Origin of the sequence: Halorubrum sp. Ea1 (assembly GCF_002252965.1) — an archaeon.
GTDB lineage: Archaea > Halobacteriota > Halobacteria > Halobacteriales > Haloferacaceae > Halorubrum.
On the sequence record NZ_NHPG01000109.1, the window covers coordinates 1 to 11,798 of the forward strand.

The 11,798-nt window shown below is 64.4% G+C and carries 13 protein-coding genes; 3 read left to right on the forward strand and 10 right to left on the reverse strand.

Translation table 11 applies throughout. The annotated features are described in order from the left end of the window. On the reverse strand, positions 1 to 963 hold a 963-nt coding region (locus DJ73_RS13125), incomplete at its 3' end, for an aldehyde ferredoxin oxidoreductase N-terminal domain-containing protein (RefSeq protein ID WP_275542254.1). Positions 964 to 1,016: 53 nt separating this feature from the next. Then, positions 1,017 to 1,772 carry an SDR family NAD(P)-dependent oxidoreductase gene (locus DJ73_RS13130; RefSeq protein ID WP_094558188.1) on the reverse strand — a complete coding sequence of 252 codons (756 nt, stop codon included), beginning with the start codon at positions 1,770 to 1,772 and terminating at the stop codon, positions 1,017 to 1,019. Positions 1,773 to 1,926: 154 nt separating this feature from the next. On the opposite strand from DJ73_RS13130, the gene DJ73_RS13135 reads away from it, so the two are divergent. Both DJ73_RS13135 and DJ73_RS13140 read left to right on the forward strand, forming a co-directional pair. Continuing rightward, the gene (locus tag DJ73_RS13135) at positions 1,927 to 3,021 is read left to right on the forward strand and encodes an amidohydrolase family protein (protein WP_094558189.1); all 1,095 of its coding nucleotides are present in this window, start codon (positions 1,927 to 1,929) and stop codon (positions 3,019 to 3,021) included. Between the two features lie 2 nt (positions 3,022 to 3,023). Further along, entirely contained in the window at positions 3,024 to 3,467 is a 444-nt protein-coding gene (locus DJ73_RS13140) for a metal-sulfur cluster assembly factor (protein WP_094558190.1), read from the forward strand. Positions 3,468 to 3,606: 139 nt separating this feature from the next. Here DJ73_RS13140 and DJ73_RS13145 read toward each other — a convergent pair whose 3' ends face one another. The 3 genes from DJ73_RS13145 to DJ73_RS20650 all read right to left on the reverse strand — a co-directional run bounded on the left by DJ73_RS13145 (position 3,607) and on the right by DJ73_RS20650 (position 6,718). After that, positions 3,607 to 5,601 carry an AMP-binding protein gene (locus tag DJ73_RS13145; RefSeq protein ID WP_094558191.1) on the reverse strand — a complete coding sequence of 665 codons (1,995 nt, stop codon included), beginning with the start codon at positions 5,599 to 5,601 and terminating at the stop codon, positions 3,607 to 3,609. 129 nt (positions 5,602 to 5,730) lie between these two features. Then, complete coding sequence (locus tag DJ73_RS13150) at positions 5,731 to 6,231, reverse strand: gamma carbonic anhydrase family protein (RefSeq protein ID WP_094558192.1); 501 nt, start codon at positions 6,229 to 6,231, stop codon at positions 5,731 to 5,733. Between the two features lie 4 nt (positions 6,232 to 6,235). Then, on the reverse strand, positions 6,236 to 6,718 hold the full coding sequence (locus DJ73_RS20650) for a hypothetical protein (protein WP_254921654.1): 483 nt from the start codon (positions 6,716 to 6,718) through the stop codon (positions 6,236 to 6,238). Between the two features lie 23 nt (positions 6,719 to 6,741). Here DJ73_RS20650 and DJ73_RS13160 point away from each other — a divergent pair, with 23 nt between their 5' ends. Continuing rightward, positions 6,742 to 7,146 carry a universal stress protein gene (locus tag DJ73_RS13160; protein ID WP_094558193.1) on the forward strand — a complete coding sequence of 135 codons (405 nt, stop codon included), beginning with the start codon at positions 6,742 to 6,744 and terminating at the stop codon, positions 7,144 to 7,146. 814 nt (positions 7,147 to 7,960) lie between these two features. On the opposite strand, the gene DJ73_RS13165 is transcribed toward DJ73_RS13160, so the two are convergent. From DJ73_RS13165 to DJ73_RS13185, 5 genes are all read right to left on the reverse strand, one after another. After that, positions 7,961 to 8,365, reverse strand: coding sequence for a helix-turn-helix domain-containing protein (locus tag DJ73_RS13165; protein WP_094522094.1), 405 nt, complete (start codon positions 8,363 to 8,365; stop codon positions 7,961 to 7,963). A gap of 179 nt (positions 8,366 to 8,544) precedes the next feature. Next, positions 8,545 to 9,603 carry a sulfite exporter TauE/SafE family protein gene (locus DJ73_RS13175; protein ID WP_094558195.1) on the reverse strand — a complete coding sequence of 353 codons (1,059 nt, stop codon included), beginning with the start codon at positions 9,601 to 9,603 and terminating at the stop codon, positions 8,545 to 8,547. After that, complete coding sequence (locus DJ73_RS20410; RefSeq protein ID WP_170938209.1) at positions 9,593 to 9,757, reverse strand: hypothetical protein; 165 nt, start codon at positions 9,755 to 9,757, stop codon at positions 9,593 to 9,595. Before DJ73_RS20410 ends, DJ73_RS13175 begins: the two co-directional genes overlap by 11 nt. Positions 9,758 to 10,037: 280 nt before the next feature. Then, entirely contained in the window at positions 10,038 to 11,213 is a 1,176-nt protein-coding gene (locus DJ73_RS13180; RefSeq protein ID WP_094522092.1) for an inorganic phosphate transporter, read from the reverse strand. Positions 11,214 to 11,228: 15 nt separating this feature from the next. Next, positions 11,229 to 11,663 carry a YeeE/YedE family protein gene (locus DJ73_RS13185; protein WP_094524181.1) on the reverse strand — a complete coding sequence of 145 codons (435 nt, stop codon included), beginning with the start codon at positions 11,661 to 11,663 and terminating at the stop codon, positions 11,229 to 11,231. Positions 11,664 to 11,798: the final 135 nt, after the last annotated feature.

An 11,798-nucleotide genomic window follows, 5' to 3' on the forward strand; every position in this document is an offset into this window, starting at 1 on the left:
GTCGACGATATCGTCGACGCCGGCGTTCGACCCGAACGACATCACCGTCTCGAACTCCGGTCCCTCCGTCTCGACGCCTCGTTCCTCGTCTTTCGTCGGGAGCTTACAGGCGAACGCGCACGACGAGCAGGTCGCTTTCTTGAACTTCTTTTCCTCGACTCGGTCCCCGTTGATCCCTTCGACTCCCTCGAACTGCAGCTCGGAGAAATACCTCGTCGGCAGGGCCGACACCTCGTTGGCCAGTTCGGTCACCGACGTCGTCCCCTGCCGTTTCATGATGTGGTCGGCGGTGGCCGCGTCGCGGTGGACGTCCGTCTGGATGGGGGGGATCTCGATCTCCGGGCTCGAATCGCCGTCGAACGTGATCGCCTTGACCCCCTTGGCCCCGAGGACGGCGCCCAGCCCCCCGCGGCCGAACGCTCTCGACTCCGAGGTCATGATGGAGGCGAAGCGGACTCGATTTTCCCCGCCGGGGCCGATACAGGCGACGTGTTCGCTCTCCATGCCGTGTTCCGTCTCGATATACTCGACCGTTTCCGGTACCGTCGCGCCAGCGAGGTCCGGGACGGGTTCGAACTCGACGCCGGTGTCGGTGACGTGAACGACGACGAGTTCGTCGCTCGCGCCCACGAGTTCGACGGCGCTGTAGCCCGTCGCAGCGAAGTTGCGCGACATGAACCCGCCGGCGTTCGACGAGAGTAGCCCGCCTGTGAGCGGCGAGATACCCGTGCAGTTCATCCGACCGGTGAACGACATGGTCGACGACTGCATGGGTCCAGTAGCGAAGTAGAGCCGGTTTGCCGCGCCCAGCGGGTCGGCGTCGAACGGGAGTCGATCGTGCGCGAGCCGCGTCGCGACGCCGCGCCCGCCGATGAACGTTTCGTTTATTTCGTCGATGTCGGTCGTTTCCGTCGAGCGATCGCCGACGTCGACCGTTAAGAGGGGTCCCTCTGCGTGAAGCATGCACACAGATGTCGCGGGTACGAAATAATAAGTGTTGCTCACCCCCTCCCGATTCAGGCGGTGAAGCCGCCGTCCATGACGAGATTGTGGCCCGTGACGAACGACGACTCGTCGCTCGCAAGGAACAGCGCCGCGTCCGCGACCTCCTCGGGTTGGCCCGCCCGCCCCAGCGGCGTCTGATCGAGAATGCCGCCGGCCGTGTCACCGTCCTCCATCGTCATCGCCGTCTCGATGAACCCCGGATTGAGGGCGTTGACGCGGATGTCATGTTCGCCGTGCTCGACGGCTAACTCCCGGGTCAAGTTCGTCACCCCGCCTTTCGAGGTACAGTACAGCGAGGAGTTCTCCAAGCCGCGGATGCCGCCGATCGAGGACATGTTGATGATGCTCCCCCCCTCGTCCTGCTCGCGCATCACCTCGACGGCCGCTTGGCTCCCGAAGAACACGCCCTTGAGATTGATGTCCATGAGCCACTCGTAGTCCTCCTCCGTGACGTCCGCTAAGGGCTTTTGACGCTCGACGCCGGCGTTGTTGACCATCACGTCCAGCGATCCGAACGCTTCGACGGTGGCGTCGACCGCCTCGTGGAGGTCGTCGACCGAGCTGACGTCGCAGTGGACGAATTGGGCGTTTCCGCCACCGGCCTCGATGAGATCGTGTGTCGGCTCACCGCCCATTCGCGGGTCGTCGCGGACGTCCGCGACGGTGATGTTCGCCCCTTCCTCGGCGAACCGTCGAGCGATCGCCCGTCCGTTGCCGGAGGAGCCGCCGGTGACCAGTGCCGTCTTCCCTTGCAGACGCTCGGACATAACGGATGAAGCTGCTACTGCCGCTCAGATAAGTGTTTCTCGGGCTCCGGCCCAGTTGTCCGTATCCCGGCTCAATCGCGCACCGTCAACACACACACCCTTCCCGCCGCTAACCCAAATGTTTATTAATGACTCATCTGTCCTACCACACGAGATGTTAGACAGTGGCTCACTTGTAGTGGACTCCGTGTCACACTGCTTCAACCACACGCCGGAGAATCACAAACACCCGCACGCACAGGTCTGGGACGACGAGACGTACGAGATGGGGGCGAAGATCCTCCCGGACGGGTACGTGCCGTCCGAAGAGGTCTTCTACCGCGATCACCAGCCCGAAGAGCTCGCTCGGCTCCTCTTTTTGGAGAGTCAGATCGACTACTCGGTGTACCACTCGCTGCCGCTCGACGACTACTTCCACGACGGCTACGTGTCCCGTGAGAAGGGGTTCGAGTTCATGGAGCAGAATCAAGAGCGCGTGTCGATGTACGTCGACGTCAACCCCCTCGAAGACGACGCGGGCGACCAGATAGAGGAGTTCGCCGCGAAAGACGGGGTCGAGGGCATCAAGTTCTATCCCGCGCGCTACCAGAACGGCAACGACCTCTCGCTCCAGCTGACCGAAGACGCCGTCTGGCCCCTCCTCCAGCGGGTCGCCGACTCGGAGGTCGACACGCTAGCGATTCACAAGTTCATCCCGTTCGCGACGGCGCCCGTCCGCTATTTCAAACCGGACGACATCGAAGACGCCGCCAACTCGTTCCCCGACATCAACTTCGAGATCATCCACGCGGGCTTCTCGTTCGTCGAGGAGACCGTCCTCGCGATGGCGAGCCACGACAACGTTTACGCCAATCTCGAGAACACGGCGTGTCTCGTCAACACCCGCCCGCGGAAGTTCGCGAAGGCGCTCGGTGAGATGCTCTACTGGGCCGGACCGGACCGCATCGTCTACGCCGGCGGCGCGACGGCGCTGCATCCGCAGCCCCCCATCGACGGCATCTGGAACTTCGAGATGCCCGAGGACCTCATCGAAGACTACGACTACCCCGAAGTCACCAAGGACATGAAAGAGAAAATCCTCGGAAAGAACGCGCTGCGCCTCCTCGATAAGGACCCAGAGCAGATTAAAAAAGACATCAAGGGCGACAAGTGGGACCAGCTCCGGGATGAGCGCGAAGAGAGCGGCGACTACCCCGCCGAGCCCTGGTCGACTTACGAGGCCGACTCGGCGCTCGCGTCCGACGACTGATCATGTCTGCACACACCGACCCATACGCGCGAACGGAAGCGGCCACGCACGTCACTCCGGACACGGAGTTCGACGACGAGCGCAAAACACGGATTAAAGCCGAACTCGACGAGGTACTCGACCCCTGTAGCTGTATGAGCGATCATCCGATCAGCATCCTCGATCTAGGTCTCGTCGAGTCTATCTCCGTCGACGACCGCGACGTGGAGGTAACCCTCCTCTTGACCTCACAGCGGTGCACGTACTTCCTCGATATCAACGACGAGGTGCGCGAGCGCGTCGAGGCACTCGACGAGGTCGACAGCTGTGAGGTCCACCAGGACACCAGCGGCCAAATCTGGACCAACGACCGGATGTCGACCGAGCAGCGAAAGGCCAGACGGAAGCGCTTCCACGATCAGATGGAAGCCGCCGGCGTTACGCCCTACGCCGAGCGGTCCGACTGACTGCAGGAGCCGAATCGGCCGAGTCGACCCTTCGACCCGTCGACTCCACGTTCTTTACGTGCTCACGCAGATCGCCCTGAGCGACGACGTCCGCGAAAATGATACCCCGCGGTCGCCGCAGTCTGTCCACCGCCTCCCGTTACGACGCCGCTTCGATCTCGTCGAGCGCCTCGGGGTTCTCGATGCTCGACATGTCGCCCAGCTCTTCGCCCTGGTAGAGCGACGAGATGGCCCGTCGGATCACCTTGCCCGACTGCGTCTTCGGGAAGTCGGAGACGAAGAGGATCTCACGCGGGCGGAACGGTTTGCCGTGTTCCTCGCCGACGAGCGCCGACAGTTCGCCGCGCAGGTCGTCGCTTCCGTCGTAGCCGTCTTCGAGGACGACGTACGTCACGACCGCGGTTCCGGTCGTCTCGTCTGGGACGCCGACGGCTGCGGCCTGGTTCACGGCCTCGTGTTCGGTGAGAACGCCCTCTATCTCGGCGGGACCGACCTTCCGGCCCGCGACGTTGAGTGCGTCGTCGGCCCGTCCGTGGAGGAACCAGAAGCCGTCTTCGTCCTTCTGGGCGAAGTCGCCGTGATCCCAGAGGTCGTCCCACGTCGACCAGTACTCGTTCAGGTAGCGCTCGTCGCCGGACCACAGCGACTTCGTCATCGACGGGCAGGAGTCGCGGGCGACGAGAAAGCCGCGTTCGTGACTGTCGGCGACGGAACTGCCGGCCTCGTCGACGATGTCTATGTCCATTCCCAGCCCCGGACCACCGAGCGACGTGGGCTTCAGCGGCTGGGTCGGCATCGGCATGAGGAAACAGCCGCAGATCTCGGTGCCCCCGGAAATGTTGATTATCGGGGCCTCGCTCCCCCCGACGTGCTCGTAGAACCACTGCCACGATTCGGGGTCCCACGGTTCGCCGGTCGAGCCGAGGAGGCGTATCGACGAGAGGTCGTGTCCCTCCACCCACTCGTCGCCGTGTTTGCGCAGCGCCCTGATGGCCGTCGGCGAGATGCCGAACGTCGACAGCGAGTGTCGGTCGATCATCTCCCAGAACCGGTCGGGTTCGGGGTGGTCGGGCGCGCCCTCGTACATGAACACCGTCCCGCCGAACGTGTGGTTGCCGATGAGCGTCCACGGCCCCATCATCCACCCGATGTCGGAGACCCAGAAGAAGCGGTCCGAGGGCTTGTGGTCGAAGCCGAAGTAGATTTCCTTGGCACACTGCAGCTGCACGCCGGCGTGGGTGTGGACGATGCCCTTCGGTTTGCCGGTCGTCCCCGACGAGTACAGCAGCATCGACTCCTGTGAGGCGGGGAGCGACTTGGTGTCGTACTCGTCGTCGCGGTCTTCGATCGCGTCGTCCCACCACTCGTCGCGCGCCCCCATCGGGACCTCGGCGTCGTCGCCGATGCGGTCGTAGACGACGGTGTGTTCGACGTGTCCCGCGTCCTCGATGGCGTCGTCGGCCGCCCCTTTGAGCGTGAGCGGCTCGCCGCGTCGGTAGAACCCGTCGCCGGTGAACAGCACCGAACACTCCGAGTCGTCGATGCGCGTGGCCGTGGCCTCGACGCCGAACCCGGAGAAGATCGGAACCGCGATGGCGCCGACCTTGAAACAGCCGTACAGGATCGAGATGACTTCCGGGACCATCGGCATATACATCCCGACGGTGTCGCCGGTCTCGACGCCGACCGATTCGAGGTAGTTCGCCACCTTGTTCGACTGACGAGCGAGTTCGTGGTACGTCACTTCCCTGACGTCGCCCGGTTCGCCCTCGAAGAGACACGCGACGTTGTTTCTCGCCTCGGAGTCGACGGCGGCGTGGCGATCCACTACGTTGTGTGCGAGGTTGATCTCACCGCCGGGGTACCACTCCGAGAACTGCGGACCCTCGGTGTCGTCACGGACCGTGTCGTACGGCTCATAGAAATCGATACCGAGATACTCTGGCATGGTGTCCCAGAACCACTCGACGCCCGACGCTTCGACGCCGTCGACCTCTTTCGTTGTCCGACGGACGAGTTCGTCGTAGTCGTCGATATCGTACGTCTGCATGAACTCGTAGACGTTTGTCGACTTGACGAACTCCCGGCTCGGCTCGTGGATGATCGATGACTCTTGCTGGATATCCTCTGTCATGGTTGCGTACCTGAAGGATGCTGCAGCAGTAGATATAAAATATCGGGGTCACCGTGGCGGGATCGTCGAGACGTGCCGGTCGACGGTCTCAGTCGACCGCCCGATCGTTCCGACCACTGATGGTCTCGGTCACTCGAACCCCCCGGCCGCTTTGTACCGACGGCCGAGGTCGACGTAGTGCCGGTGGACGCGGTCGATCTCGTCGCGTTGGGCGTCCGTGAGGGGTTTCGTCTCGGCCGGGGCGCCGTAGGCGAGGTGTCCCTCCGGTATCGTCTGCTCTTGGAGGACCACCGCGCCGGCGGCGACGATGCAGTCGGACTCGACCGTCGCGTCCCGGAGGACGCGGCTCCCCATCCCCACGAGGGAGTGGTCCTCGACGGTCGCGTAGTCGACGACGGCGTTGTGACCCACAGTGACCTCGTCGCCGATGATCGCACCGTGGAGCATCGTGAACTCCTGGACGTTCGCCTCCTCGCCGACGACCGTGGACCCGCCGTCTCCCCGAAGACAGGTGAACGGCCAGAGGCTCGCGCGGTCGCCGACCACGACGTCGCCGATCAGGTACGACTGTTCCGAGACGAAGGCCGACTCGGCGACGCTCGGTGTCAGCTCCTCGAGAGTGCGTTGCATAGCGCTACCATGAGAATGAGACGGTATAGTGCTGCCGGGACCGCTGAAACTTCAGGCAATTCGACGTCGGCCGCGGTAACCCCGGCGTCGTCGTATGCGACCGTCGCCGCTCGGGTCGTTGCCGGGGTCCGCGTGAGCGACTCTCGGAGCTGTAAGGCGAGCGAGTCGGTCTCCCGTCCGGTTCCGTGATGGCGACTGACTCGTTCAGGTCGTGATGCGCCGCGTACGCCTCGCTGACGTGGACACGCGCACTGGCCCCGTCGGTGATCGGACGGGCGTCGCACAGTCCGAGCGGGTCAGCGACGGTCGGCGCTTCGAGGACGTCGGTCGTGGATATCTCCTTCTGGAACTGGGCCATGTCGTTTCCGGGGGCGTTCCGGTGGTTCTTCACCGCGGTCGCGGCGAGGTCCGCTCGCGTCCCGCCGAACTCCTCGAAGTGCGCGCGCGCCGTGAGCGCGTACGTACCGGGGAGCGTCACGCTTATCACCGCACGCTAGTATCTCTCATGCGATGTATGAGATCCTACTCCCGGTAGACGACAACACCGATCGGGCAGCCGCTCAGGCCCGGTACGTCTCGGGACTTCCCGGCGAGACGGACGAGCTACGCGTGACGGTCGCTCACGCCTATCACGACGATCCGAGCACTACAGGCGATGACAGTTTCGACGAGGAGAGCCCGGGCGTGATCGAAGCAACGGACATCCTCTCTGCCGCCGGCATCGCGACAGAACAGAGGGAATTGTACGTTCCGGTTGCGGAGTCGATCGTGGATATGTCGGACGAGTTAGACGCGGACGAGGTCGTGCTGTGCGGACGAAAACGCTCACCGGCCGGTAAAGCGCTCTTCGGGAGCGTCACTCAGTCGGTTGCGCTCGAGTCGTCAATTCCGGTGACCATCGTCCCGGTCGAGTGAACACTGTCGGATTGATGGGTTTAGTTACCGACGGTCGTTCTCCCTTCTAGGAATGGCCTCCTATCGCCCGCTCCGACCGCGCTATGCGTTTCGATATAAGATAGTATATCTGACTGTTTCCTAAATATATAAGAAATATTATTAGACGGCCGTATCAGCGCTGCGTTTCTGGGCTCGATCACACTCGGATACGCTTCGCACGAGAACCGCAACTACCGGTCTTTCAACGCCTTTTGACCGCTCTCGATCTCGTTCGGACCAGCGGCCTAGATCGTTCCTCCCGTCTCTGGTCTCGATTTTAGAACAGTTGGAAATATGTGTGGTATCAAAACTAATTTATACTGTATCATAATATTTATGACAAATAAATATATTTATTATAGTATCCATACACGGGCCTCGACCGAATCGAACGTGACGCAGAAGTATATTATCCCTATCATAAATTTTATTCTGACAATTATGCGAAAATGGGTTCGTCTTTTTACCGGCGACTGTTGTCCCAAGTGGCCATCGCTTCGAACGCGAGCCACCGGCTTCGGGGCGGGCCGATCTCGGGGCGCCATCGGCCGCCTTCGGCGGCGTGTCTGCGAGTCGAGGCTCGCACCGCTGCGCGCTCCGCGCTCGATCACGTCGCCGCGTCTCCGACTCGGTATTGTATTTGAAAGACTATACCGTCAGATCGGAGCCGTCAGACAGACGCCTCCGCGGTGTTCCCGGCGATACTCGCGTGTAGCCCGGAAGTCGGCGTCGGAGATCGGCCGGCTTCGAAGAGTCGAGTGGTCTCGTTTCGGACGATCGGGTCGCGTCGACGTCAGCTCTCGGCGGCCGGAGACGAGGTCTCCACCTGCTCGTACTTGTCCTCGAACTCCTGGATGAGCTGACCCATCTTCGCGTACCAGTCGTTGAGCATCCGCTGCATGTCGTCGGCGACCTTCTCCGGGTCGGTCGGCCTGTAGACGTGGTAGTACCCGCCCTGATCGTAGTTCACCTGTTCCTTCTGAATGAAGCCCGCCTGAAGGAGCCGTTGCACGGCCCGATACGCGGTCGAGCGCTCGCGGTCGACTTCGTCGGCAATTTCGTCGATCGTCAGCGGCGTTTCGGTCTGGACGAGCTCTTGGAAAACCCGCTTGTCGAGCTGTTTGAGTCCGTGGAAACACTCTAAGAGCCCTTCGCACACCATGTCCCGCTGGAGTTGTTCGGACATCGAATCTGGCATTTTGTTACCTATCCGTATGCCGTGAGCTCTTAAAAGACTTGTGTATAGATTACACAATTGTGCGCTAGCTTCGTCGGGTCGCGGAGCGACGACGGGTCCGCAACGACGGGTCCGCAACGGCGGGTCCGCGACGGCTCGTCGCGTGAGTCGACGGCCGGCCTCGACCAGAGCGGCCGCGGTCAGTCCGTCGTCGCCGTCTGTCGGCCGCGCGTCGTCCGCAGCGAGACGACCGACGTGTAGATGACCGCGGCGGCGACGACGACGGCCGCGCCGATCACGAGGACCAGTCCGACCGTCTCCATGAGCGAGTTCCCGATGTAGGACCCGATCTCGCCGATGCCGACCGCGATGGCGCCGGCGAGCAGCATCCCGCCGAAGTACACCTTGATGCCGTCGGAGTCGACGACGGCGGTCGCGGCGGAGCCGACGCGGGCGCCGAGCGCGCTCCCGAACAGCAGCGGGACGACGATGCCGAGGTCGACGCCGCCGCCCTGTCCGTAGAGGTAGCTTCCGAGCCCGCCGGAGAAGACGATCTCGAACAGGTCCGTTCCCACGGCGACGGGAACCGGGACGCCGATCGCGTAGATCATCGCCGGCATCCGGATGAAGCCGCCGCCGACGCCGAGGAATCCCGACAGGAGGCCGGTCGCGAAGGCGACGGCCGTGATGACCCACGCGGAGACGCGGACGTCGCCGCGGAGCGTCACCATCGGCGGAATCCGGACCATCCGCTGAATCGTCTTCGCGATCTCGGGGATCTCGTACTCGCTGAGGTCGCGGTCGGCCGCCTCGTGGTCGATGCCGCCGCCGTCGTCGTTTTTCAGGGCGTCACGGGTGACCATCGCCCCGACGCCGCCGAGCAGGGCGACGTAGGCGACGCTGATGACGCCGCCGGCGAGTCCCAGCGATTCGAGGTAGTAGACGCTGGCGCGGCCGGCCTCGATACCGACGGTCGTCCCGGTGATCATGATCGCGCCGAGCTTGTAATCGACCTGCCCGAGGTCGTGGTGTTTCAACGTCGCGATGACGGCCGTCCCGAAGACGAACGCCATCCCGCTACCGACCGCGACGGGCGCCGGGTAGTCCAGCATCAGCAGGGCGGGGGTAACGAGGAACGACCCGCCCATCCCGAAGAAGCCGAACAGGACGCCGACGACGAGGCCGAAGCCGACGAACAGCGCCGCCATCTCCGGGCTCGTCCCGAGGAGGCCGAGTCCGTCGGAGAGGCTACTGAGCATCCTCTTCGCCTCCGATTAGGAGTCGCATGAAGCGGGGCCCGAAGAGGCGCTCGATCCCGCCGTAACCCACGTACAGCACGATCGCTTCCAAGAGGATCGCGCCGATGAGCATGGCCGTCTCCGGGTCCCACGTGGGAATCTCTAACCCTGACATCGATCCGTCCCCCGGTCTTCGCAGTTGGAAATTCGCTGTTGGCACATTTCTGTTCAACTCACTCTACCCGGTTCACGCCTATAACGGTTTTGGGATTATCGCACAATACTATATCCGAATAACCTCGGGCCGACCATTCATAACTTATGCGTAACGTACTGCGCTCGCCGGTCCAGACGACCGGTCGGCGCACGCGCGGGACATCGGTCGCACGCGCGGCGGTGACGGCTGCGCTCGAAGCGAAGCGGCGGTCGACGTCAGAATACAGTGACGGCCGATTTCAGAGGAGGATAGGCGCGGCCGCGTACGCGAGCGCGAACGAGACCCCGAACGACCCCGCCCACGCTCCCACCGTCACACCGATTTTCCGGAGGTCGACCGCGTCCCGGCCGCCGACGGCGGCGCCGCTCCCGATGATGGCGCTGACGACGATCTCGTTGAACGACACCGGAACGCCGAGCAGGACGGCCAGCTGCGCGATCAGGAACGACGGAACGAGCGCCGAGATCGAGCGTCGCGGCCCGAGCGACGAGTAGTCCTGCGCGAGGGACTTGATCATCCGCGGTGCGCCCGTCCACGACCCGACGAGCATCCCCAGCCCCCCGCCGACGAGCACGGTGAACGTCGAAATCGTCCCGACCTCGTCGAGCAGGGGTAACAGCGGCCCGACGGCCAGCCCGACCTGACTACCTCCCGCGGAGAACGCGACGAGCGAGCCGAGCGCGAGCAACACGCGCCGGAGCCCGGCGCGCTCGTCGCGCCCGATGTCCCACCAGACGACGGCGGCGACGACCAGCGCGGCGACGCCGGTAACGGCGACCCCCGACGCGAGGCCGTCGACCTCCAGCGCCCGCTGTCCGAGACCGCGGACGGTCCCCGAGGCGCTCCCGTCGCCCAGGAAGCTGAACCGGACGTTCACGAGGACGGCGCCGACGAGACCGGCGAGCGCCGGAACGCAGTACCGCTCGGGGACCCCGGGACGCGGCAGGAGGCTCGCGATCCCGAACGCGATGCCCCCGCCGACGAACGGCGTCAACGTCCAGACGAGGGCGATCTGCCGGTACTTCGCCCAGACCGGGGTCCCGCCGAGCGCGAGACCGACGCCGATGACCGCGCCGGTCACGGTGAACGCGGTCGCGATGGGGTACCCCGTCGTGATGCCGACCGCCATCAACCCCGCGCCCAGCGCTAACACCAGGATGACGCCGGCGACGGGGAGGCTGATGTCGCCGACGAGGCCGCTCCCGACGGCTTCCGAGACGTTGCTCCCCTGCGTGACGGCACCCGTGAACCCGAAGGCTCCGACCAGGAGGGCGGCGCGCATCGTCCCGATGGCGTTCGCGCCGACGGCGGGGGCGAACGGCGTCGCGCCGCTCGACCCGGCGCCGATGACCCACGACATGAACAGGCTGGCCACTGCTGCACCGATGAAGAGCGCGAAAAGAACGGGGTCCATCTGCGGGGGGGCGGGTCAGTCCGCGCCCGCCGCGGCGGCGTCACGCGCCCGGGTCCTGCTCCGCCAGTACCCCTGGAGGTACGCGCCGACGAACATGCCGCCGAGCGCCCAGAGGATGGTGACGTTGCCGACGCCGAGGCTGGCGTACGCCGCGCCGGGACAGATGCCCGACAGGCCCCAGCCGACGCCGAAGACGGCGCCGCCGATCACGACATTGCGGTCGAAGGGCTTCAGCCGCCGTTCGTACCGGTCGCCGGTCAGCGGCGCGGCGTCGCGGATCCGCGGCATCACCGCGAAGGCGACGCCGGAGACGACGGCCGCGCCGAACATCACGAACAGCAGCCCGAAGTCCTCGAACCTGAGGAAGTTCAGCACGACCTCCGGCCGCGCCATGTGGCTGAAGCCGAGCCCGAACCCGAAGATCAGGCCGCCGACGAGGATCAGCGGCATGAACAGGGGATGTCTCTCGTCGCTCACGCGTCGCTCCCTCCGGTCGCTCCCGTTCGCGCGGTTCGAGACGCGAGCGTCTCGCGGCTCACGTCCGTTCGCCGTTCGCCCTCCGAGGCGCTCACTCCGTTCGCGCCT